Source organism: Streptomyces sp. ISL-12 (assembly GCF_018614415.1).
Classification (GTDB): domain Bacteria; phylum Actinomycetota; class Actinomycetes; order Streptomycetales; family Streptomycetaceae; genus Streptomyces.
The window spans coordinates 1-22,203 of the sequence record NZ_JAGGOO010000034.1; the positions used below are offsets into that span (position 1 = coordinate 1).

The window sequence follows — 22,203 nt, forward strand, 5'->3', positions numbered from 1 at the left end:
GCGATGTTTACGTAAACATCGACAGCGCGGAGACGGGCTGGGGTTGTTAGGTTTACGTGAACATCCGGTAGGCGGCATGTCTACCGTGCTCCGGTCAAGACGGTCAAGGGCCCTTCGGGCAGCGGCCCGTGCGAGCCCCGCACGAACAAGGAAAGGTGGCGGACGGCGAGTGGACACGGCTGAGCGAGCCACGGCGAGCACGCCCGCACCGGCGGGTTTCGCCGGAGCTCCCGGAACAGGCCCCCGGCGCAGGCGCGGCGGCCGGGCGCAGAACGCCTCCATGGCGGATGTGGCCAGGCTGGCGGGGGTTTCCTCGCAGACCGTCTCCCGGGTCTCCAACGGGTACGCGGGGGTGACCGAGGAGACCCGGCGGGCGGTGCGGGCGGCCATGAAGGAGCTCGGTTACCGGCCCAACAGCGCGGCCAGGGCGCTCAAGAGCGGTGAGTTCCGCACCATCGGAGTGATCACCTTCACACTGTCCACCACGGGCAATGTGCGCACCCTGGAGGCCATCGCCCAGTCCGCGGCGCACGAGGGGTACGCGGTGACCCTGCTGCCGGTCGCGGTGCCCACCCAGGACGAGGTGCGCGGCGCGTTCTCCCGTCTGGAGGAACTCGCCGTCGACGCGGTGATCGTCATCATGGAGGTGCACCTGCTGGACGCGGCCACCGTCACCCTGCCGCCGCAGGTGCAGGTGGTGGTCGTGGACTCCGACGCCGGCGACCACTACACGGTGGTCGACACCGACCAGGCGGGCGGCACCCGCGCCGCCGTACAACACCTGCTCGGCCTCGGCCACGAGACGGTGTGGCACCTGGCCGGCCCCGAGGACTCCTACGCCGCCCAGCGCCGCGCCGACGCCTGGCGCGCGACCCTCACCGAGGCGGGCCGCACCCCGCCGCCCCTGGTCCGCGGTGACTGGTCGGCCCAGTCCGGCTACCGGGCCGGCCTGGAACTGGCGGCGCACGAGGAGTGCACCGCCGTCTTCGTCGCCAACGACCAGATGGCACTGGGTCTGCTGCGCGCCCTGCACGAGAGCGGGCGGCGGGTGCCCGAGGACGTGAGTGTCATCGGCTTCGACGACATCCCCGAGGCCGGTGCGTTCCTGCCGCCGCTGACCACCGTGCACCAGGACTTCGCCGAGGTGGGCCGGCTGTGTGTCGAGGCGGCGCTGCGCCAGATGCGCGAGGGCGCCCCCGAGCGGGGCACGACGCTGGTGCCGACCCGGCTGGTGGAACGGGCGAGCACGGCACCGCCGCGGAGCCGCTGAACGCTTGGTTCAGGGGGCGTGCTGTTGCGGCGCAGCGTGGCTGGTGGGTTGCCGTGGGCGTCCGGTGCACAGGGCCGGTCACGGCCATCAGGGTGGGGGCGTTCTCGGTTCCGTGCGCGGGGTTCTCATGAGCGCCTGGTCAACGGAGTCCGGACATGGCCCACCGGGTATGTGGCGTCTTGGTCCGATGCGCGGGGTTCTCGTGAGTGCCCGGTTGGCGGGGGCCGGTCACGGCACCCCGGGCACCTGTCGCTCCGCCCCTGACCGGGAGTTCCCAGGGGCCCCGGTTTACGGGCAACCGGTCACGGCAACCCGGGCACTCGCCGTTTCCGTCCGTGACCGGGAGGTTCCCATGGCCCACACCGACGACCGAACGGCCCGCCGCGCCGCCCCCGTGGTGGTCGTGACCGGGGCCAGTGCGGGGGTCGGCCGGGCAACCGCCCGGGCCTTCGGGGCACGCGGTGCCTCCGTCGCCCTGCTGGCCCGCGGCCGCGACGGCCTGGAGCGGGCGGCCGAGGAGGTCCGCGCGGCGGGCGGCCGGGCACTGCCGGTCGTCGTGGACGTCGCCGACGCGGCGGCCGTGGACGCCGCGGCCGGCCGGGTCGAGGACGAACTGGGGCCGGTCGACGTGTGGGTGAACGCCGCCTTCACCACCGTGTTCGCGCCCGCCGAGGAGGTACTGCCCGAGGAGCTGAAACGGGCCACCGAGGTGACGTACTTCGGCTTCGTGCACGGCACCCAGGCCGCGCTGCGCCGGATGCGGCCCCGCGACCGCGGCACGATCGTGCAGGTCGGCTCGGCGCTGGCGCAGCGCAGCGTGCCCCTCCAGTCGGTGTACTGCGGGGCCAAACACGCCATCCAGGGCTTCACCGACTCCCTGCGGTGCGAGCTGCTGCACGACCGCGGCGGGGTGCGGGTCACCATGGTCCAGCTGCCCGGCCTGAACACCCCTCAGTTCAGCTGGGTCCGCACCAGGCTGCCCCGGCATCCCCGCCCGGTTGCCCCGGTGTACCAGCCCGAGGTGGCCGCCGAGGGCGTCCTGCACGCCGTGGACCACCCCGGGCGCCGGGAGCACTGGATCGGCGGCTCGACCGTCGCCACGCTCATCGGCCAGCGGATCGCCCCGGCGCTCCTCGACCGCTACCTGGCCCGCACCGGGTACGACTCCCAGCAGACCGGCGAACCGGTCGATCCGGCCCGCCGCCCGGTCAACCTGTTCGAACCCCCGGACGACACCGCGGGCACCGACTTCGGCGCGCACGGCGCCTTCGACGACGAGGCCCACCCGCGCAGCCTCCAGCTGTGGCTCTCCCGCCACCGGGGCGCCCTCGCCGCGGGCGCGGGCCTCGTCACGACGGTGGTGGCGGCGGTGGCGGGCGGGGTGCGGCGGAGGTCTTGAGGACAGCGGGACATCGGCCCCCGCTCATGTCACTCACCGGCGAGAGGGTCGGTGTCGGTGTCGGTGTCGGCGGCGTCGCGTTCGCGGCGGGGCAGCCAGTGGTGTTCGTGGAACCAGCGGCCGGCGAGCGCGCCGCCGAAGACCACGAACCCCACTCCGATGAGCCAGGACTCCACCACGAGCACGGTGCCCACCGTGCCGTAGCTGATCGCGTTGTCCAGGATGAGCGGGGTGAACACCAAGTAGGAGAAGCCCCGCAGGCCGATCAGCCCCACCATCGTGGCGAGCGCCCCCGGGAACAGGTCCCGCCAGCGGATGGAACTGCCCAGCAGGAAGTGCTGGCCCCACCAGAAAAACAGCGTGCCGGTCACCGTGGACAGCACGATCCGCGCGGTGCCGTGCAGCCCGGTCCGGGTCTGCACCTCCTGGTAGAGGTACACGGTCAGCATCGCCACCCACGCCAGCTGGCGCCAGACCCGGTGCCAGGGGCCGGACGGCAGGCCCCAGATCCGTTCGTAGCCGTTCTGCACGCTCGCCGCGAAGGAGGCCCCGAACACCGCGAGCAGCAGACCACCCCAGACGCTGGTGGTGCCGATGATCTCGCGCGGCGGGCTGATGATCTCGGTCAGCACCCGGGCCGACCGCCCCGACAGCCCCATGCCGTCGGCCAGCCACGCCGCGAACCCGCCGCGCCCCAGCGGATCGGCGGCGGCCACCACGATCAGCAGCGGAGCCAGGGTGACCAGCGCGATCGTGGCGAAACCCATGGCCCGGTGCATCAGCTCCAGCTCCCGGGCCTGCCGGACGAGGGCGGTGGCGGCCAGCCTGTCCCACAGGGAGTGGAAAGGGCTCAGGAACCGGTTCACTGAAAGGCGCTCCTCCCGCCGGTCCTGGGTCCTCGGTCCTCGGGCGTCGGTTCTCGATCCTCGGGGCGGCTCGTGGGCACGGCCGTCCGGGCTGGGCCGATTGCACCAACCTAGCCCGGCACCGGGCACCCCGCTCGCCGCGAGGGTGCGCCGGTGCGCCTCACGCCGTACCGAGGGCCGGACTCAGTCCAGGCGGCCCAGTTCGCACACGCGCCGGGCGACGTCCCGCAGCTTCACATTGTGGTCCTGGGAGTACCGGCGCAGCACGCCGAACGCCTGCTCCTCGGTGAGCCGGTGACTGCCCATCAGGATGCCCATCGCCTCGCCGATGGTGTGCCGGGTGTCGATCGCCTGCTGCATCTGGGCGTGGCTGCGGGCGCTGGAGAACGCCACCGCCGCGTGCGAGGCCAGCAGCCAGCCCGCCGTCTCGCTGGCCTCGGTGAAGGCGCCGGGCCGGCGGGAGTAGAAGTCCAGCGCCCCCAGCTCCTCGTCGTCCGTGTACAGCAGGATGCCCATCATGCTGCCCAGGCCCAGTTCACGAGCGGCGGGTACGTAGACGGGCCAGCGCTCCGGCTCGTCGTTGAAGTCGGTGATCCTGAAGCCCCGCTCGTCGGCGACGGAGCGGGCGACGTCGAAGCAGGGGCCCTGCGCGAGGCGCTCCTGGAGCCGGTCGCTGTCGACGACCACCTGGTCGGTCGGCGCGACCGACCGCACCCGGCCCGCCTGCACGATGAGGATGCCGGCGGCTTCGCAGCCCTCGACCAGTTCGGTGGCCGCGTGGGTGATCCGTTCCAGGGTGTCGTCCACCGACTCCTGCGCCAGCAGATCCCGCGCCAGCAGCGCCATCCGCTCCCCGAACTCACGCCAGTCCACCGTGCCCGCCTTCCGCCGTACCGGTCCTCCCGGCACCCAGCATGCCGGGACCCGGCCGGATACGCCTGCCCGGAAACGGGACGGACAGGCTCAGACCTCGCCGTCCACCGAGGCGCGCAGCCGGGCGCTGGCCATGCGCATGTGTTCCGCCATGGCCCGGTCGGCGGCCTCCGGGTCGCGGGCGCGGATCGCCTCCAGTACCGCGTCGTGCTCGCACAGCGTGCCGCTGACCGTGCCCTCGATGTCGCTGACCCGCTCCATCCAGACCTGGAGCAGGGCCCGGATGCTGTGCAGGATGTCGCTGAGGACGCTGTTGCGGGCGATGCGGGCGCACTCCAGGTGGAAGGCGATGTCCGCGTCGATGAACGCCGTGACGTCGCCGCGCGCCTCCCGCATGCGTCCGAGGTGCTCCTCCAGCAGGGCGATGTCCTCGTCGGTGGCCCGCTCGGCGGCCAGCCGGGCGGAGACCCCCTCCATATAGGTGCGCACCTCGACCAGGTCCTGGGTGCGCCGCTGGCCCAGCATCAGCCCCCAGTTGATCGCCCGGGGCAGGAACTCGGAGGTGCCCTCGCGCACGTACGAGCCGGAACCGGGCCGGATCTCGATGATGCCGAGGACGTCCAGCGCGGACAGCGCCCCGCGCACGCTGGAGCGCGCGACCCCGAGTGCCTCGGCCAGCTGCCGCTCGGCGGGCAGCCGGGTACCGGGCTTGATGTGTCCGGCCGAGAGGTGGTCGAGGAGCCGCTTGGCGACCTCGCTGACAGAGGACTCGCGCACCACGGGGCGCAGCAGCCGCGCCAGGTCGGGAGCGGCGTCCGGAGACTGCTGATCAGGCTGACTGGTCACGGTCACCAGTCAACCAGATGCCCCCGCACCCCGACTGACCAGCCGGTTCATCGGCCGGATGGGTGAGGTTTGTCAAGAGTTGGGCCGTTCGGAAATCTATGACGGTCACCACACTGGTAAATTGGTGACCAATTTGGATCGGCGACATAGCGTGAGAGCGATCCGGTCGGCCGCCTCGACGGCGCCACCGGCGTGAGCCATCCCGGACGGAGCTGTCCGGGCGAGCCGAGGAGTCGCCATGGGTGCCGACGCGCCAGCCGCGGCAGTCGAGAGAACTGCCATCAAGAAGGTCTCAGTACGCCTCGTGCCGTTCGTGGCCCTGATGTTCTTCGTGAACTATCTGGACCGCACGGCCGTCTCGTTCGCCGAACCGAACGGAATGGGCCAGGACCTGGCCCTGACCGCCGCCCAGTTCGGATTCGCCTCAGGGATCTTCTTCCTCGGCTACATCGTCCTGGAAGTCCCCAGCAACATGGCCCTGCACCGCTTCGGAGCCCGCCGCTGGCTGGCCCGCATCATGGTGACCTGGGGCATCGTCTCCCTGCTGTTCACCTGGGTGAGCAGCAGCGGTCAGCTCTACACGCTGCGCTTCCTGCTCGGTGTCGCCGAGGCCGGGTTCTTCCCCGGCGCGATCCTGTTCCTCAGTCAGTGGGTGCCCTCCCGCCACCGCACCAAGATCCTCGGCCTGTTCTACCTCGCGCAGCCGCTGACCACGGTCTTCGGCGCCCCGCTGGCGGGCTGGCTCATCGGCCACCACGGTCTGTTCGGCCTCGAGGGCTGGCGCGTGATGTTCCTCTTCGTGTCGATCCCCGCCATCCTGCTGGGCGTCATCGCCTGGTTCTACCTGATCGACAAGCCCGCCGACGCCACGTGGCTGACGCCGGCCGAGAAGGACTGGCTGACCCGGGAACTCGCCGCCGAGGACGCCCAGAAGACCGGCCACGAGGGCAGCCACGCCAAGGGCGACCTCAAGCGCGCCTTCACCAGCGGCCGCGTCTGGACCCTGGCCGTCGTCTACTTCGGCTTCGTCTACGGCCTGTACGCCCTCGCCTTCTTCCTGCCGACGATCATCAACGGCTTCCAGGAGCAGTACGACACCACGTTCAGCGTGATGGACAAGGCCTGGATCACCGCGATCCCCTACCTGCCGGCCGCGATCGTGCTGTTCTTCTGGACCCGGCACGCCACCCGGCACGGCACCCGCACCTGGCACGTGGCCGGCCCGGCGGTCGTCGGCGGTCTCTCCATCCCCGTCGCCCTCTACATGGGCTCACCCACCGCCACGGTCGCCGTGATCACCGTCACCGCGTGCGCCATCTTCGCCGCCCTGCCCGTCTTCTGGTCGGTGCCCTCCCGGTTCCTGACCGGAGCCGCCGCCGCGGCCGGCATCGCCCTGATCAACACGGCCGGCAACATCGCCGGGTTCGCCTCCAGCTACATCACCGGCTGGCTCAAGGACTGGACCGGCGCCTACTACGTACCGCTCTACCTGGTCGGCTTCTTCATGCTGCTGTCCGCCGCCCTGATGATCTGGCTCTCCAGCCGCCACCGCACCGACGAACCGGCCCCCGACCCCGAGCACCAGACCATGGAGGCCCTTCGATGACCCGCCTGTTCAACGACCCCGCCGCCTTCGCCGACGAGGCCCTGGAGGGCTTCGCCGCCGCCCACCGGCGCTGGGTGCGGCCCGTCACCGGCGGCGTCGTCCGCGCCGGGGGCACCCCCGAGGGCCAGGTCGCCGTGGTCATCGGCGGCGGCTCGGGCCACTACCCGGCCTTCTCCGGCCTGGTCGGCCGGGGCCTGGCGCACGGCGCCGCGGTCGGCAACGTCTTCGCCTCGCCCTCCGCCGCCCAGATCCGCTCGGTCGCCCGTGCCGCGCACGGCGGCGCCGGGGTGCTGCTGATGTACGGCAACTACGCAGGTGACGTCCTGCACTTCGGCCAGGCCGCCGAACGGCTCGCCGCCGACGGCATCGAGGCGTACACCTTCGCCGTCACCGACGACGTGGCCAGCGCCGGCCCCGGCGAGGCGGACAAGCGCCGCGGCATCGCCGGCGACCTGCCCGTCTTCAAGGCGGCGGCGGTCGCGGCCGAACGGGGTCTGCCGCTGAAGGAGGTGCTCGACGTCGCCGCGCACGCCGGCGCCCGCACCCGCTCCTTCGGCATCGCCTTCTCCGGCTGCACCCTCCCCGGCGCGGACCACCCCCTGTTCACCGTCCCCGAGGCCAGGATGGCCGTCGGCCTCGGCATCCACGGCGAGCCCGGCATCGGCGAGGAGGAGCTGCCCACCGCCGACGAGGCGGCCCGCCTCCTGGTCTCCACCCTGCTCGAGGAACTCCCCGAGGACGTCACCGGACCCTCCGGACAGCGCGCCGCCGTGATCCTCAACGGCCTCGGCTCCGTCAAGTACGAGGAACTGTTCGTCGTCTACCGCAAGGTCGCCGCCCTTCTGGAAGAGGCCGGCGTCGAGATAATCGACCCCGAGGTCGGTGAACTCGTCACCAGCTTCGACATGGCCGGTGTCTCCCTCACCCTCACCTGGCTGGACGACCTCCTCGAAGACCTGTGGCGGGCCCCCGCCGACACCCCCGCCCACCGCAAGGGCGCCCTCGACGCGCCCGAGGCGCCCGCCGCCCCGGCCGTGACCGCCGCCGAGACCGACGACCGGAGCATCCCCGCCGCCTCCGACGCCTCCCGGCACGCCGCCGCCACCGTCCTGGCCGCCCTGGACGCGGTGGCCGCCACCGTCGACACCCACGTCGACGAACTGGGCCGGATCGACGCCGTGGCCGGCGACGGCGACCACGGCATCGGCATGCAGCGCGGCTCCACCGCCGCCCGCCAGGCCGCCCGCGCCGCCCACGAGCTGGGCGCCGGCGCCGCCACCGTCCTCACCCACGCCGCCGACGCCTGGGCCGACAAGGCGGGCGGCACCTCCGGCGCCCTGTGGGGCACCATCCTGCGCTCCATCGCCACCGCCCTCGGCGACCAGGAGGCCCCGACCGCCGCCCGCATCGCCCAAGGAGTGGCGGAAGCCTCCGCCGCCGTACAGCGGCTCGGCGGCGCCGAGGTCGGCGACAAGACCATGGTCGACGTGCTCGTGCCCTTCGCCGGCACCCTCACCGAGGCCGTGGCCGCCGGCGGCGCGCTCACCGCGTCCTGGGACCGGGCCGCCACCGCCGCCGCCGAGGCCGCCGCCGCCACCGCGGACCTGCTGCCCCGCAAGGGCCGGGCCCGTCCGCACGCCGAGAAGTCCCTCGGCACCCCGGACGCCGGGGCCCACTCCCTCGCCCTCATCACCCGCGCCGTCCACGGCGTGCTGCTCGACCACCACTGAGGAAGACGGTCATGACTGACAAGCTCCGTATCGTCGTCGGCTGCGACGACGCCGGCTACCAGTACAAGGAAGCCCTCAAGCAGGACCTGGAGAACAGCGACCTGGTCGCCTCCGTCACCGACGTCGGTGTCGACGCCGACGGGCACACCGCCTACCCCAAGGTCGCCATAGCCGCCGCCGAGATGGTCGCCCGCGGTGACGCCGACCGCGCGCTGCTGGTGTGCGGCACCGGCCTGGGCGTCGCCATCGCCGCCAACAAGGTCAAGGGCATCCGCGCCGTCACCGCCCACGACTCCTTCTCCGTGGAGCGCGCGATCCTCTCCAACAACGCCCAGGTGCTGACCTTCGGGCAGCGCGTCGTCGGCCTGGAACTCGCCCGCCGCCTGGCCAAGGAATGGCTCACCTACCGCTTCGACGAGACCTCCGCCTCCGCCGCCAAGGTGCAGCTCATGTGCGATTACGAGGACGGCGCCGACGGCGCGGAGGCCGCCGCCTGATGTCCGGCCCCGCACAGCCCCCCGTCCTGCTGGGGGTGAGCCTGAAGATGTACTTCGGCCACCACCAGACCCTCAACTGGGCGCGCAAGGTCGCCGGTCTGGCCCAGCGGCACCCCGCGGTCACCTCCGGCGCCGCCCGCCTGTTCGTCCTCCCGGCCTTCCCGGCCATCGTCCCGGCCGCCGGCATCCTCACGCCCTACGGCATCGAGGTCGGCGCCCAGGACCTGGCGACCGAGGACTCCGGACCGTACACCGGCGAGGTCGGCGGCCCCTTCCTGAAGGAGATCGGCTGCCGCTACGCCGAGGTCGGCCACGCCGAGCGCCGCCGCCTGTACGGCGAGGGCGACACGGTCGTCGCCGCCAAGACGGCCGCCGCCCTGCGCAACGGCCTCACCCCGGTGCTGTGCGTCGGCGAACGCGACCAGGTCTCCCCGGCCGAGGCCGCGCGGCGCACGGTCGCCGAGGCCGAGCGCCTGCTGCACGGCCTCGACGGCGCCGTGGTCCTCGCCTACGAGCCCCAGTGGGCCATCGGCGCACCCGAGCCCGCCGCCACGGAGCACATCGCCGCCGTCTGCACCGCGCTGCGGGAGTGGCTCGACAGCCGCCCCGGGCAGGCCGGTTCGACGGTCATCTACGGCGGCAGCGCCGGCCCCGGCCTGCTCACCCGCCTGTCCGGCACCGCCGAGGGCCTCTTCCTCGGCCGCTTCGCGCACGACCCGGCCAACGTCGAGGCGATCCTCGACGAGATCCGCACCCCGGTGGGGGCGGCCTGATGACCCACGGCATCAGCACCTACGCCTACTTCTGGCGGATCTCCGCCCGCGCGCCGCGGCCGATGACCCTCACCGAGATGTTCACCGACACCGCGCGCCTGGGCGGCCGGGTCTTCCAGATCTGCGACTACACGCCGATCGAGTCCTACGACGCCGCCCAGCTCGCCGACGTCCGCGCCACCGCCCGCGACCTGGGCCTCGAACTGGAACTCGGCACCCGCGGCGTCCGCCCGGAGCATCTGCGCACGTACCTCGACATGGCCGCCGAACTGGGCGTCACGTTCGTCCGCTCCATGCTCAACACCGTCGACCACCGGCCCACGCCGGACGAGGCCGTCGCCCTGCTGAAGGAGACCGTGCCCGCCTACGCCGCCGCCGGGGTGACCCTGGGCCTGGAGACCTACGAGCAGGTGTCCACCGACGACCTGCTGACCGTCGTACGCGGAGTCGACGACGAGCACCTCGGCGTCGTCCTCGACCCGGGCAACAGCGTCGCCCGGCTGGAACGACCCGTCGACGTGGTGGCCGCCACCGCGCCGTACACGGTCAACATCCACGTCAAGGACTTCGCCTTCACCCGCCGCGACGGCTGGGTCGGCTTCACCTACGCCGGCTGCCCGCTCGGCGAGGGCCTCCTCGACCACGACGGCATGATCGCCGCCGTCCGGGAAGCCCGCGGCGAGCGCCGCGTCAACCAGATCGTGGAGCACTGGCTCCCGTGGCAGGACGAGGGCTTCGAGGCCACCGCCCGGCTCGAACACCAGTGGACGCAGCACAGCATCAACACCCTTCTGAGGAGCAAGTAAATGGCCACCGAGATCCAGACCGATGTGACGACCGTCGCCGTCATCGGGGCCGCCGGCAAGATGGGCCAGCGTGTCTCCAACAACCTGGTCGAGAGCGACTTCCGGGTGCTCTTCAGCGAGGCGTCCCCCAAGGGCCAGGAGCTGATCCGCGGTCTCGGCCGCGAGCTGACCGAGTCCGCCGACGCCGCAGCTCAAGCCGATGTCGTCATCCTCGCCGTGCCGGACGTCGTCCTCGGCAAGGTCTCCGAGGAACTGGTGCCGCTGATGAAGCCCGGCACCGTCGTCCTCACCCTCGACCCGGCCGCCGCCTACGCCGGCCTGCTCTTCGAGCGCGACGGCATCCACTACGCCTGCGCCCACCCCTGCCACCCGTCGGTGTTCCTGGAGCGCACCACCAAGGAGGAGTGGCAGGACACCTTCGGCGGCATCGCCGCCCCGCAGGAGGTCGTCGCCGCGTACGAGGGCGGCGACGAGGCCAAGCAGAAGCTGGCCGACTCCGTCATCCGCGTGATGTACGCGCCCGTGGTCGACGTCCACTGGGTCACCGTCAAGCAGCTCGCGGTGCTGGAGCCGACCCTGGTGGAGACCATCGCCTGCATGGTGGGCGCCCTGCTGACCGAGGCCCTGCACGAGACGGTGCACACCGTCGGCGTCCCGGAGAAGGCGGCCCGCGCGATGCTCCTCGGCCACACCCAGGTCGCCCTCGCCAACACCCTCAAGGGCTCCAACCCGTTCTCCGACGCCTGCCTGATCGCCATGGACTACGGCCGTGAGTCCATCGTGCGCGAGGACTGGAAGAAGGTCTTCGACGACGAGGAGCTGGACAAGGTGATCACGCGCATGCTGAAGATCAAGGAGATCAAGCGCTGACGGTCCGCCGCCGGTCGTGCACACGGCCCGGCCCCGCCGCCCACGGGGGACGGCGGGGCCGGGCCGTTGTCGTACCGGACACCAGGACCGGGGTCAGGCCGTGCGCCGCTCGCGGAACGCCCAGTCCATCCTCGGTTCCATCACACACCGGAAGACCCGCCGCACCGGCGAGGTGCACAGCAGGGTGACGACCACCGCGGCCACCACCGTGACGACGATCTCCCCGACCGGCTCACCCGTCCAGGAGACGTGGCTCCAGTGCCAGTGGTTGGCGGCCTGGATGACGAAACCGTGCAGCAGGTAGCCGTACAGCGTGCCCGACCCCAGTGCCGTGAACCAGGTCCGGCGGCCCGGCACCCAGGCCAGGAAGCAGGCGACCAGGGTCAGCGAGCAGCCGAAGACCGCCAGCGTCATCAGCGGCCCGTACCAGGCCGGTACGTCCATCTGCTCGGCACTGGCCCGGTGGAAGAACCACCCGTAGTCGAACCGGGGCACCAGCCAGTACGCCAGCGCGACGGCGCAGGCGAAGACCGGCACCGCCGCGACGCGCGCCGCCCCGCGGCGCACCATCCGGAAGTGCTCCGGCTTCAGGCACAGGCCCAGCACGAAGTACGGCAGGAACTGCAGCGCCCGTTGCAGATCGAGGTCGTCCCCGATGTCCGGCGAGAGCGTCGCCAGCATCGCGACGGCCAGCGCGATCGGCAGCGGCCACCGCACGCCGCGCCAGAACGGCGTGGTCAGCCGCCAGATGAACAGCGCCGCCAGGAACCAGGTCAGGTACAGCGGGTCCAGCAGAGTGACCGCCCGGTCCGGTTCGCCGTCGCTCCACCGGGTGAAGAAGGTGTACGCCGTCTCGAAGACGACGTACGGCACGACGACCCCGGTGAACAGCCGCTTGATCCGCCCGGGGCTCGCGTCGAAGTTCCGGGAGAAGTACCCGGAGATGACGATGAACGCCGGCATGTGGAAGGCGTAGACGACCGTGTAGAGGGCGGTGACGGCACGGCTGCCGTCGCGCAGCGGCTCCCACGCGTGACCCACCGCCACCAGCACGATCGCCAGGTACTTGGCGTTGTCGAAGAACGCGTCCCGCTGCCCGGCGGGCCCGGCCGAGGTGCTCGCGGCGGGGCGCGGTGCGACTCCGGTGGCCTGCGCGGTCGATATGGCCTCCGTCACACCGCCCCCACCGCGTCACACGAGCAACGCGAACCGGTGGTGACGCGTCTTACCAGGGTTACGGGAGGGGCGAAGGCGATAGACATTCCGCGCGCCTTTCCACTTTCTGTGAACCCAAACCCCGTCGCGTCCTACTTTTTTCGCCGAGGGTTCAGCCTCCGTAGGTGCGGACGTGATCGAAGTGTGCGGTGGCTCCGGCGGTGTTCAGGGAGACCAGGCCGATGCGCAGCGCCTGTCCGGCGGGGAGCGTCCAGACCCCGGTCCACGTCCAGTGCACACCGTCGGTGCTGGTCGCCGCCCGGACCTCGTGTTCGTCCCCGCTGGTGTCGGCGTGGTACGCCAGCCGCATCCACAGCGTCCCGGCCGCGGGGCCGCCGAACATCGGGCCGTACGCCACCGGGGTCGGCGGTGTGGTGGTGGGCCGGGCGCCCTCCTTGGCGAACTCGGTGACGTGGGTCACCTTGCCGTCGGTGTGGCTGACCGGCAGCACCGAGTGGGCCAGCTTGACGTAGTGGTCGTCGTCGCCGTACAGCACCAGGCCGGCCTGCTGGTTGGGCGGCCCTGAGGCCAGCCGCAGCCGGGTCTCCACGATGAAGTCGCCCCGGGGCGCGTCCCGGGTGAGCACCGACGCGGTGTTGGTGGCGAGGTGCAGTTCGGCGGCTTGCGTCGGCCAGGACAGCGACCCGTCGCCCGTGCCCGCCCCGGCCGCCGGGCCGCGCACCCAGCTCCACGCGGAGGACGGCGCCGGACCGTCGAACTCGTCGCTGTACGCCGGCAGCAGCCGCCCCGGCCGCGGCTCGGCGACCCGCCGGGTGACCGGTGTGTACAGCTCCACGGCCCCCACGTTGTCCGCCTCGGCCCCGTCGCCGCGCGCCGCGACACCGACCTTCCCGGCGTGCGCGGCGGACGCGGGCACGGTACGCCGCTGGGTGGTCACCGCGTCGCGCAGCCGGTCGGCGCTGACCTCCACGGTGAGCTGCCGGCCGCGCAGTTCGGCGGTGACGTTGTGCCAGGCGTCCCACACGAAGTCCGCGGGCAGCGCCGTGACCTGCTCGCCGCGGCTGACTCCGCCCACCCGCACATCGGTGACCAGCGCACCCCGGTCCCGGTCCAGCCGGGCGACCACGTGATCGCCGGCATCGCGGTAGGCGAGGAGGAGGCCCGCGCCGCCGTCCGCCGAGGTCACCCGCAGATCGGCCTCGGCCCGCACCCGCGCGGGTGCCGTGTCCGACGACACCAGGTGGGCGGGGGAGGCGCCGGAGTGGGTCACGTATCCGCCGGCGTCCGGCTCGCTCGCGGTCGCCCAGCCGCCCGTACCGGCACCCCGGGCCCGCCACCCGGACAGCGACCCGTCGTTGAAGTCGCCACCGGCGTCCCACGTGCTGACCGGGGCCTGCTCGGCGCCGGCCGAGGGCCCGGCGCCGGCCCGCACCACCGGCCAGCCGTCGATCCAGTCCAGCCGGTCGATCAGCATCGGGCGCCGGCTGAGGGTGCGGTCGATGCCGGGAACCAGGTCCAGGTCGGGGTCGTCGGCGGGGACGGCGTGGTAGACGAGCCAGTCCTGGCCGGAGAGATCGGTCTGGAGGGAGTTGTGGCCGGGGCCGATCCACCGGTCCCCGTTCGCGCCGACGACGACCCCGCCCTTGCTGGTGGCCGCCGTCAGGTCGACACCCCGGTCGTCGGTGAACGGCCCGGTCGGGCTGGTGGCGCGGCCGACCTTCACCTGGTAACCGCTGTAGGCGCCGTCGCAGCAGCCGGCGTCGGAGTAGAAGAGGTAGTAGAAGCCGTCCCGCCGGACCACGAAGCCGCCCTCCATACGGCGGCCCTGGGCGACCTCGGTGACCGTGCCCACGGTCCGGGTCCGGTCGGCGTTCATCTTCGCGACGCAGATGGTGTCGTAGCTGCCCCAGTACAGGTACGGCTGACCGCCCTCGTCGGTGAACTGGGCCTGGTCGATGTCCCCGGTGGCGCAGCCGCTGTCACTGTCCAGCACCGCGCCCCGGTCGGTCCACGGGCCGGTCGGGGTCGGGGCGGTGGCCACCCCGACGGTGTCCTTGTCGGGCACGGAGTAGGAGAGGCTGTAGTGCCCGTCCGTGTAGCGGATGTCGGGCGCCCACAGCCGCGAACCGCCGTGCCAGGACGGCTGGTCGGCGCGGGTGAACACCTCCCCGGCGTACTCCCAGTGCGTCATGTCGGCGGACCTCAGGGTCGGCAGCGTCCGCTCGCTGGTCTCACCCCGGCTCTGGAAGACGGGGTTCTGGGTGCCGTAGGCGTACCAGTAGCCGTCCTTGCCGCGGATCACCGCCGGGTCGGGGAAGGTGTCGACGACGCCGGAGGTCACCGGGTTGGTGTACGTCGGCCGGGGCGCGGTCGTGGTCGCGTGACCGGTCGACGGCAGGGCGGCGAGGAGCAGGGCGGTGAGGACCGCGGCCGTACGGCCGGTTCTTCGGGTCATGATGTCTACCGGGGGCCTTCCTGCTCGAAGGAACTCAGCGTCGGGTCGTAGTCCGAGGCACCGATGTCGTACATCGGCGTCATCCAGTGGTAGAAGTTGTCGCCGCGGTCCCGCAGCAGGTCGTACAGGCGGCGCATCATGCGGCGCCGGACACCGGCCAGCTCGGGGTGTTCGTAGCGGTTGGACAACTCGTGCGGATCGCCGTGCAAGTCGTACAGCTCGTTGACCGACTCGGGGTTGACGACCAGCTTGTGGCGGTCCTCGCGCAGCATCCGCTGCGGGTAGGGGAAGTGGTGGCCGTGGAACTCGGCCAGCAACTCGCCCGGCCAGTCGGGGTGTTCACCGCGCACCAGCGGCAGCAGACTGCGGCTGTCGGTGGCGGGGGAGGGGTCGGCGCCGGCCAGCTCCAGGATGGTGGCGGTGCAGTCGGTGAGCGACACGAACTCGTCCCTGACCTGCGGCTGCTGGCCGGGTACGCGGATGATCCCGGGGATGCGGTAGATGTCCTCGTACATCGCCGGGCCCTTGTCGTGCAGCCGGTGGGCGCCGGTGAACTCGCCGTGGTCGGCGGTGAAGAAGACGGACGTGTCGTCGGTGAGGCCGAGTTCGTCGAGGCGGGTGAGGATGCGGCCGATCTGCTCGTCGATGAGGGTGACGTAACCCCAGTAGACGGCGATGAGTTTGCGGGTGACCTCGATCGGCATGGTGTCGAAGGTCCAGTGCGCGCTGTAGTTGCGCTGCACGGGCGGTTTGCCCTCGAAGGTCTCGGCGATGGACGGTGGCAGCTCCACCAGTTCCGGGTCGTACATGTCGTAGTACGCGTCGGGGAGGAGGTAGGGCAGGTGCGGGCCGAAGAAGTGGGTGGCCAGGTAGAAGGGGCGGCCGTCGGTGGCGTACTTGTCGAGTTGCTCGATGGCGCGGGTCGCGAGGTAGTGCTCGAAGGTCGCCTCGACGGGCTGCTGGAGGCGGGCGGCGAGCAGGTTGCCCGGGTTGCCGTTGGGGGTGGTGCCGCGGACGAGATCGGTGATGCGGTACGGCGGCAGCCCGCGTTCCTCCAGGTAGGCGAGGTAGTCGGGGTGGTCGACGGGGTTGTGCCAGCCCGGCAGGTCGGGGCCGTCGAAGCCGTAGGAGGCGGCGTTGCGGTGGGTGCCGCCGTGCCATTTGCCGACCAGGCCCAGCTGGTAGTCGCGTGCGGCGAGCGCGGCCGGGAAGGTGAAGGCGTCCTCGCGCAGGTCCTCCATGTAGCCGACGTTGCGTTCGTAGTTGGCGAGCAGACGGTGCCGGAACGGGGCCTGACCGGTGAGGAGGCTGGCGCGGGCCGGGGTGCAGATGGCGGTGGGGGTGTAGAAGCGGTCGAAGCGGGTGCCGGTGGCCGCCAGCCGGTCCAGGTTCGGGGTGGCGACGTGCGGGTTGCCGTAACAGCCCAGGGTGTCGACCCGGTGCTGGTCGGTCATCAGGAACAGGAGGTTCACGCGCCCGCCTTCGTGTAGAGGTCGGCGGTGTAGAACGAGTCCGCGGCCGGGGCCTTCTTCAACTGGCCGGTGCTGACGAAGAAGTCGCTCATGCTGTCGAGCCACTCGCCGACGGTTCCGTCCTTCGTCTTGGCGACGAGGTCGGCGGTGGTCATGGTCTCCACGTTGGCGGCGTCCTCCTTGACCTTGTCCTCGGAGACCTTGAGCAGCTTCGCGGCCAGCGCGATCGACTCCTCCTTGTGCGCGGCCCGCCAGTCGTTGGCCTCCTGGAGGACCTTGACGACCTTCTCGTTGGTGGCGTCCTTGACCTTGTCGCCCGCGACGAACGCGGTCGGGAAGCTGCCGCCGATCTTCTCGGTGCTGGCCACCTCCACCAGGTCCGGCACCTTCTCCTTGATGGTCGGGATGAGCGGGTACCAGATGCCGGCCCCGTCGATCTGCCCGGACGCGAAGGCGGTGACGACGGTCGTCGCGTCCATCACCACCTTGTCGATGTCGTCCATGGACATACCGGCCTGCCGCAACGCCAGGTTGAGCACCATCTCGCCGGACGTCCCCTCGGGCACCCCGACCTTCTTGCCCTTCAGGCCGGTGATCGAGGTGATGCCGGGCTGGGCGATGACCCGGTCGGCGTAGGTCAGGGTGTTGATCGCGACGATCTTCGACTTGCCGGACGCGGGCAGCCACATGGCGCCGGGGCCGATGTAGCCGTAGTCGAGGTTGCCGGTGCCGAGCGCCTGGATCTGGATCGGGCCGTTGACGAAGACCTTGTACGAGGCGGAGACGCCGTGCTTCTTCCACAGGCCCTGGTCGTCGGCGATGGCCAGCAGACTCGCCCCGTTGTAGTCGGCGATGTAACCGAACCGGACGCCGGCGCCGTCGCCGCTGTCGCCGTCGGAGGAGCCGCACGATGCGACGGAGAGGGACAGTCCTGTGACGGAGAGTGCTGATATGAAGCCGCGTCGGGACATGCTCATGACAGGGAGTTCCTTAAGGGGTGCGGGTCTTGTTTCCGAGGTGGGGGAGGGTCAGGCGGCCGGGGCCTGGTGGTAGACCGAGTGCCAGACGTCGTTGCGGATGCGGGCGAACTCCGGTGACAGCCGCAGTTCCTCGGTGCGCGGGTACGGCAGGTCGACGTCGATGATCCGGTGGACACGGCCCGGCCGGGCGGCCATGACGATCACCCGGCGGGCCAGGTAGACGGCCTCGTCGACATCGTGCGTGACGAACATGACCGTGCGCTTGTCCCGGGTCCAGGTCTCCAGCAGCTGGTCCTGGAGCTGCACCCGGGTCAGCGCGTCCAGCGCCCCGAACGGCTCGTCCATCAGCAGCACTTCGGGGTCGACGGCGTAGGCCCGGGCGATCGCGCAGCGCTGCTTCATGCCGCCGGACAGGGTCTTGGGCAGCGCGTCCGCGAAGTCGGAGAGTCCGACCAGGTCGATCGCCCGCTCGGCTCGCCGCCGGCGCTCGTCCGCGGGCAGCGAGGCGAGCTTCAGGCCGAACTCGACGTTGCCGCGCACGGTGAGCCAGGGGAAGAGCGCGTACTGCTGGAAGATGACGCCGCGTTCGGGGCCCGGCCCGGTGACGTGCGCCCCGTCCACCAGCACCTCGCCCGCCGACGGTTCCACCAGCCCCGCGGCCAGGTTGAGCAGCGTCGACTTGCCGCAGCCCGAGGGGCCGACGACGGTGACGAACTCCTGGTCACCGATGTCCAGCGACACCCCGTCCAGGGCGGTGAAGTCGCCGCCCTTCATCGGGAACCTGCTCACCACCTGTCGGAAGGAGATCTTCGCCGCGGTCTTCGTCGAAGAGGTGTTCAGGGAGGCGTTCATCGTCGCTCCTGCCATCCGGTCAGTCGTCGTTCGGCGAGCAGCAGCAGCCGGTCCATGAGGAGTCCGATCACCCCGATGGTGATCAGCCCCACGAAGATGGTCGGGATGTCGTAGTAGGTCTGGGCGTGCATCATCTCGTAGCCCAGTCCCTTGTCGGCGGCGATGAGTTCGGCGGCCACCACGGTTCCCCAGGCGGCGCCGAGCCCGATCCGCATGCCGACCAGCAGGAAGGGCGTCGCGGCCGGGATCACCACCTTGAGGAACACCACCCGGTCCGGAGCGCCGAGCACCCGCGCCGCGTTGATGAGCGTGCGGTCCACGCCGATCACGCCCTGGAAGGCGGCCACCACGCTGGACAGGAAGGCCGCCAGGAAGATGACGAAGACCTTCGGGGTCTCGCCGATGCCCATCAGCACGATGGCCAGCGGAATGATCGCGAGCGGCGGCACGGTCCGGAAGAACTGCACGTACGGTTCGAGCAGGCCGCGCGCCACCGGGTACCAGCCCATCACGAACCCGACCGGCACGGCGAGCAGGGTGCCGAGGGCGAACCCCAGGAACACCCGGCGCAGACTGGCCAGCGCGTCCGTCGACAGGGTGCCGTCCCGGACGAGTTCCACGGCCCGGGAGCCCACCGAGAGCGGGCCGGGCACGTCCACCAGCCGGGCCGCGGCGACGATCGCCCACACGGCGACGCCGGCCAGCAGCGCGACGAGGTTGAGCAGCAGCGGGGGCGGGGTGCGCCGGGGCCTGCGGGCGACGGGTGCGGCGGGTTTCTTGTCGGGTGCGGTGATCACAGCCATGGCGGCCTCTGCGGGTACGGCCTCGGCGGGTACGGAGGGTTCACGGTCACTCCAGGGAGTCCGGCGCGGGATAGTGGGTGAGCAGGGGTGATTCGTGCAGGACGAGGGCGATGGCGCCGAGCGCGCCGCCCGCCTCGCCGAGGGCCGCGGCCCGCAGGTCGGCTCTGGGCCGCGAGATCGGCATGAGGTGGGCGAGCAGGGCGCGTTCGACGGAACGGAAGAGGACGGGACCGGCCTCGGCCAGTTCACCGCCGAGCACCGTCACGTCGGGGCCGACCGCGTTGCACACCGCGGCGAGCACCGTGCCGACCCGGGCACCGACCGTCTCCAGTACGCGGACCGCCGCCGGGTCGTCGGGCAGCGCGGACAGGAAGGCGGGCAGGTCCGGCACGCCGCCGTGGGCTTCGAGGACCGCGCCGATGGACGCGACCGTCTCCAGACACCCGTCCTTGCCGCACGAACACCGGCGCCCGTCGGGCTCGGCCGTGATGTGCCCGAACTCGCCGGACAGCCCGCGCGCCCCGCGGTGCAGGGTCCCGCCGGTCACCAGCCCGCCGCCGACCCCGTGCGACAGCCGCAGGTACAGCACGTCCCGCACCCCGGCCGCCGCTCCCCAGGTCGCCTCGGCCAGCGCGGCCAGGCGGGTGTTGTTGTCGACGAGCACGGGAACGCCGAAGCGTTTGCGCAGGAGCACGGGGAGGTCGGCGCGGGTGGGGGCGGACGGCCGCTTCGCTTTCCCGGGGGACGCCGACGGGTCGTCCACGGGGGTCGCCGACAGGTCGTCCGCGGAGGTCTCCGACAGGTCGTCCACCGGGCCGACCACGCCGACGCCCACGCCGCTGAGCACGCCGAGCCGCAGTGACCCGCCGGCCAGTCGGGCGACCAGCCGCTCGGCCAGGTCGGCCCGCGCCTCCCAGCCGAGGTCGGCGGAGTGCGCCTCGCTCGCCGAACCGATCACCTCGTGCGCCACGTTGACCGCGGCCACGTGCACCGCGCGCCGGGCGAAGTCGACCCCGATCACCTGACCGGCCTCGGGATGCAGGCTCAGCGTCTCGACCGGGCGGCCCCGGCGCCGCTCGGCGGGCGCGGGTGCCGTGGCCACCACGGCACCCCCGTCCATCAGCGCGACGACGATGTCGTACAGCGTCGTACGGGACAGGCCGCTGAGCTTGCCCAACTCGGCGCGGCTGAGCGGGCCGTGCGTGCGCAACAGCCTGAGGACGAGCTCCTCGTGTCCCCGCCGCAGCCGTGCGAGGGGGCCCTGGTGGTCGGATGCCATGCCGTCAGGATGGGGACGGCCCGCTTTAACGTCAACAGCCCGGAAAAAATCCGTGGGGATACTTCACGCGGTCGCAACGAGCCGCAATGTGCCGCAATGATCGGGGGTTGGTCCCAAGGCCGGTCCTGGGCCGGTGTCCTGGGCCGGTTCAGGCGTCCCGTACGCAACGGAAGCCGAGGTTGCCGGTGCTGCTGTCCGGGGTGTTGGCGGTGCGCGCCGCGACCCGGTAGCGGTTGCAGTACGAGTGGTGGCACAGGTACGAACCGCCGCGCATGACCCGCGAGGTGCCCCGTGCCGGGCCCTTGGGGTCGGTGCGCGGGCGGCTGCTGTGATCGGTGCCCCAGTGGTCCGCGCACCACTCCCAGACATTGCCGGCCACGTTGTACAGCCCGAAGCCGTTGGGCGGGTAGGCGTCCACGGGCGCGGTGCCGCGGTAGCCGTCCTCCGCCGTGTTCTTGGTGGGGAAGTGGCCCTGCCAGATGTTGCAGCGGTGTTCCCCGTCCGGCGTCAGTTCGTCGCCCCACGGGTAGCGGGCCTGTTCCAGTCCGCCCCGGGCGGCGTACTCCCATTCGGCCTCGGTGGGCAGCCGGAGGCCGGACCACCGGGCGAAGGCGACCGCGTCGTTCCAGGAGACGTGCACCACGGGATGGGCGGCCCGGTCGTCGACCGAACTCCCCGGTCCTTCGGGCGCGCGCCAGTGGGCACCCTCGACACCGCACCACCACGGGGTCTGCGGCGGCCGGACCGCGCCGCGCCGCAGGGCCGCGGGGAGGAACCCGGCGAACACGTAGGACCAGCCGAACCGTTCGGCCTCGGTGACATGGCCGGTCGCGTCGATGAAACGGGCGAAGCGCTCGTTGGTCACCGCGTGCGCGTCGATCCAGAACGGCGACACGGTCACCTCGCGGACGGGGCCCTCCCCGTCCGCCGGGAACCCGTCCTTGTCGTCGGTCCCCATGAGGAACGAACCGCCGTCGAGGCGGAGCATGCCCACGGGCGCGGTGCCGGCGTCGACTGTCGGTGCGGGGGACGAGTCCGCGGCGTGCGCGGGGGAGACCTCGGCGCGCGGCGCGGAGACCGTGGTGTGCGGTGTGGAGACCGCGGTGCGCGGTGTGGAGACCGCGGTGCGCGGACCTCCCGACGGTGGTGCGCAGCAGTTACCCGGCTCCGCCTCGGACCCCGCCACATGACCTCCCGCCTCGGACCGGTGCATGTGCCGAGGCTACGCCACGGGGGGATGCGCTCCAGTGCCCCGGGGCGCGGGCCGCAGCCGTTCCGCCTCGTCCGCGGACTGGATCCGCATGCCCGGTCGGCGACGGTGCACGGTCAGGTACGTCATCCCCTCCGCGCCCGCCTCGACGCCGCGCGTCGCACCGTGCGGCAGCCAGGTCAGGGCACCCGCGCGCAACGGGCGCGGGCCGTCCGCGCACACCAGGGTGCCGTCGCCGCCCAGCACCAGGAGCAGTACGTCGAGATCCGGCTCGGTGTGCGGGGCGACGCGGGCGGCCGGTGGCAGGCGGACCACATTGGCGTCGAGTTGCCGGCCGCTCTCCGCGAGCTTCCACAGCGCGCCGGCCGGTGCGTCGTCCAGGGCCGCGAGCGCGGCGGTGTCGCACAGGAACCGGGGGAGTGCCTCTATGTTCTTCGTCA

General features: G+C 72.0%; 20 protein-coding genes. 8 read left to right on the forward strand and 12 right to left on the reverse strand.

Annotation, left to right across the window (positions count from 1 at the left end):
- Positions 1-169 precede the first annotated feature (169 nt).
- Positions 170-1,270, forward strand: coding sequence for a LacI family DNA-binding transcriptional regulator (locus J7I94_RS10140; protein WP_374198374.1), 1,101 nt, complete (start codon positions 170-172; stop codon positions 1,268-1,270).
- Positions 1,271-1,622: 352 nt separating this feature from the next.
- Positions 1,623-2,669: an SDR family oxidoreductase gene (locus J7I94_RS10145; RefSeq protein WP_215166661.1), complete on the forward strand. Its 1,047-nt coding sequence runs from the start codon at positions 1,623-1,625 to the stop codon at positions 2,667-2,669.
- Positions 2,670-2,698: 29 nt separating this feature from the next.
- On the opposite strand, the gene J7I94_RS10150 is transcribed toward J7I94_RS10145, so the two are convergent.
- The 3 genes from J7I94_RS10150 to J7I94_RS10160 form a co-directional block, all read right to left on the reverse strand.
- Positions 2,699-3,535 (reverse strand): YihY/virulence factor BrkB family protein, encoded by an 837-nt coding sequence (locus J7I94_RS10150; RefSeq protein ID WP_215166662.1) that lies wholly within the window; start codon positions 3,533-3,535, stop codon positions 2,699-2,701.
- A 183-nt stretch (positions 3,536-3,718) separates the two neighbouring features.
- Positions 3,719-4,381, reverse strand: a complete 663-nt coding sequence (locus J7I94_RS10155) for a GAF and ANTAR domain-containing protein (RefSeq protein WP_215166677.1) — start codon at positions 4,379-4,381, stop codon at positions 3,719-3,721.
- Between the two features lie 117 nt (positions 4,382-4,498).
- Positions 4,499-5,260 carry a FadR/GntR family transcriptional regulator gene (locus tag J7I94_RS10160; RefSeq protein WP_215166663.1) on the reverse strand — a complete coding sequence of 254 codons (762 nt, stop codon included), beginning with the start codon at positions 5,258-5,260 and terminating at the stop codon, positions 4,499-4,501.
- 232 nt (positions 5,261-5,492) lie between these two features.
- Here J7I94_RS10160 and J7I94_RS10165 point away from each other — a divergent pair, with 232 nt between their 5' ends.
- Genes J7I94_RS10165 through J7I94_RS10190 form a run of 6 tightly spaced genes read left to right on the forward strand, consistent with a single transcriptional unit; the run spans position 5,493 to position 11,536 of the window.
- Positions 5,493-6,860, forward strand: a complete 1,368-nt coding sequence (locus tag J7I94_RS10165; RefSeq protein ID WP_215166664.1) for an MFS transporter — start codon at positions 5,493-5,495, stop codon at positions 6,858-6,860.
- Positions 6,857-8,590, forward strand: a complete 1,734-nt coding sequence (locus tag J7I94_RS10170) for a dihydroxyacetone kinase family protein (protein WP_215166665.1) — start codon at positions 6,857-6,859, stop codon at positions 8,588-8,590. Before J7I94_RS10165 ends, J7I94_RS10170 begins: the two co-directional genes overlap by 4 nt.
- Before the next feature lie 11 nt (positions 8,591-8,601).
- Positions 8,602-9,087, forward strand: coding sequence for a ribose-5-phosphate isomerase (locus J7I94_RS10175; protein ID WP_215166666.1), 486 nt, complete (start codon positions 8,602-8,604; stop codon positions 9,085-9,087).
- Positions 9,087-9,860, forward strand: a complete 774-nt coding sequence (locus J7I94_RS10180; RefSeq protein ID WP_215166667.1) for a triose-phosphate isomerase family protein — start codon at positions 9,087-9,089, stop codon at positions 9,858-9,860. Before J7I94_RS10175 ends, J7I94_RS10180 begins: the two co-directional genes overlap by 1 nt.
- On the forward strand, positions 9,860-10,666 hold the full coding sequence (locus J7I94_RS10185; protein ID WP_215166668.1) for a sugar phosphate isomerase/epimerase: 807 nt from the start codon (positions 9,860-9,862) through the stop codon (positions 10,664-10,666). The genes J7I94_RS10180 and J7I94_RS10185 overlap by 1 nt, the downstream gene beginning before the upstream one ends.
- Entirely contained in the window at positions 10,667-11,536 is an 870-nt protein-coding gene (locus J7I94_RS10190) for a phosphogluconate dehydrogenase C-terminal domain-containing protein (protein WP_215166669.1), read from the forward strand.
- Positions 11,537-11,629: 93 nt separating this feature from the next.
- On the opposite strand, the gene J7I94_RS10195 is transcribed toward J7I94_RS10190, so the two are convergent.
- From J7I94_RS10195 to J7I94_RS10235, 9 genes are all read right to left on the reverse strand, one after another.
- Positions 11,630-12,700: an acyltransferase family protein gene (locus tag J7I94_RS10195; protein WP_308114533.1), complete on the reverse strand. Its 1,071-nt coding sequence runs from the start codon at positions 12,698-12,700 to the stop codon at positions 11,630-11,632.
- Positions 12,701-12,863: 163 nt separating this feature from the next.
- The gene (locus J7I94_RS10200; RefSeq protein WP_215166671.1) at positions 12,864-15,167 is read right to left on the reverse strand and encodes a family 43 glycosylhydrolase; all 2,304 of its coding nucleotides are present in this window, start codon (positions 15,165-15,167) and stop codon (positions 12,864-12,866) included.
- Between the two features lie 5 nt (positions 15,168-15,172).
- Complete coding sequence (locus J7I94_RS10205; RefSeq protein ID WP_215166672.1) at positions 15,173-16,639, reverse strand: sulfatase-like hydrolase/transferase; 1,467 nt, start codon at positions 16,637-16,639, stop codon at positions 15,173-15,175.
- On the reverse strand, positions 16,636-17,616 hold the full coding sequence (locus J7I94_RS10210) for an aliphatic sulfonate ABC transporter substrate-binding protein (protein WP_215166673.1): 981 nt from the start codon (positions 17,614-17,616) through the stop codon (positions 16,636-16,638). The genes J7I94_RS10205 and J7I94_RS10210 overlap by 4 nt, the downstream gene beginning before the upstream one ends.
- Positions 17,617-17,667: 51 nt before the next feature.
- Positions 17,668-18,471: an ABC transporter ATP-binding protein gene (locus J7I94_RS10215; RefSeq protein WP_215166674.1), complete on the reverse strand. Its 804-nt coding sequence runs from the start codon at positions 18,469-18,471 to the stop codon at positions 17,668-17,670.
- Positions 18,468-19,274, reverse strand: coding sequence for an ABC transporter permease (locus J7I94_RS10220; RefSeq protein WP_215166675.1), 807 nt, complete (start codon positions 19,272-19,274; stop codon positions 18,468-18,470). Before J7I94_RS10220 ends, J7I94_RS10215 begins: the two co-directional genes overlap by 4 nt.
- Positions 19,275-19,320: 46 nt before the next feature.
- Entirely contained in the window at positions 19,321-20,553 is a 1,233-nt protein-coding gene (locus tag J7I94_RS10225) for an ROK family protein (protein ID WP_215166676.1), read from the reverse strand.
- Positions 20,554-20,701: 148 nt separating this feature from the next.
- Positions 20,702-21,766, reverse strand: a complete 1,065-nt coding sequence (locus tag J7I94_RS10230; protein WP_374198375.1) for a formylglycine-generating enzyme family protein — start codon at positions 21,764-21,766, stop codon at positions 20,702-20,704.
- A 9-nt stretch (positions 21,767-21,775) separates the two neighbouring features.
- Positions 21,776-22,192 (reverse strand): hypothetical protein, encoded by a 417-nt coding sequence (locus J7I94_RS10235; protein WP_215166679.1) that lies wholly within the window; start codon positions 22,190-22,192, stop codon positions 21,776-21,778.
- Positions 22,193-22,203: the final 11 nt, after the last annotated feature.

What these genes read in the sequence shown, in the direction of transcription:
- J7I94_RS10220 (WP_215166675.1), bottom strand. Translation starts at nt 19,274, where the DNA reads ATGGCTGTGATCACCGCACCCGACAAGAAACCCGCCGCACCCGTCGCC.
- J7I94_RS10210 (WP_215166673.1), bottom strand. Translation starts at nt 17,616, where the DNA reads ATGAGCATGTCCCGACGCGGCTTCATATCAGCACTCTCCGTCACAGGA.
- J7I94_RS10230 (WP_374198375.1), bottom strand. Translation starts at nt 21,766, where the DNA reads ATGCACCGGTCCGAGGCGGGAGGTCATGTGGCGGGGTCCGAGGCGGAG.
- J7I94_RS10155 (WP_215166677.1), bottom strand. Translation starts at nt 4,381, where the DNA reads ATGGCGCTGCTGGCGCGGGATCTGCTGGCGCAGGAGTCGGTGGACGAC.
- J7I94_RS10145 (WP_215166661.1), top strand. Translation starts at nt 1,623, where the DNA reads ATGGCCCACACCGACGACCGAACGGCCCGCCGCGCCGCCCCCGTGGTG.
- J7I94_RS10190 (WP_215166669.1), top strand. Translation starts at nt 10,667, where the DNA reads ATGGCCACCGAGATCCAGACCGATGTGACGACCGTCGCCGTCATCGGG.
- J7I94_RS10215 (WP_215166674.1), bottom strand. Translation starts at nt 18,471, where the DNA reads ATGAACGCCTCCCTGAACACCTCTTCGACGAAGACCGCGGCGAAGATC.
- J7I94_RS10175 (WP_215166666.1), top strand. Translation starts at nt 8,602, where the DNA reads ATGACTGACAAGCTCCGTATCGTCGTCGGCTGCGACGACGCCGGCTAC.
- J7I94_RS10180 (WP_215166667.1), top strand. Translation starts at nt 9,087, where the DNA reads ATGTCCGGCCCCGCACAGCCCCCCGTCCTGCTGGGGGTGAGCCTGAAG.
- J7I94_RS10165 (WP_215166664.1), top strand. Translation starts at nt 5,493, where the DNA reads ATGGGTGCCGACGCGCCAGCCGCGGCAGTCGAGAGAACTGCCATCAAG.
- J7I94_RS10200 (WP_215166671.1), bottom strand. Translation starts at nt 15,167, where the DNA reads ATGACCCGAAGAACCGGCCGTACGGCCGCGGTCCTCACCGCCCTGCTC.
- J7I94_RS10185 (WP_215166668.1), top strand. Translation starts at nt 9,860, where the DNA reads ATGACCCACGGCATCAGCACCTACGCCTACTTCTGGCGGATCTCCGCC.
- J7I94_RS10225 (WP_215166676.1), bottom strand. Translation starts at nt 20,553, where the DNA reads ATGGCATCCGACCACCAGGGCCCCCTCGCACGGCTGCGGCGGGGACAC.
- J7I94_RS10170 (WP_215166665.1), top strand. Translation starts at nt 6,857, where the DNA reads ATGACCCGCCTGTTCAACGACCCCGCCGCCTTCGCCGACGAGGCCCTG.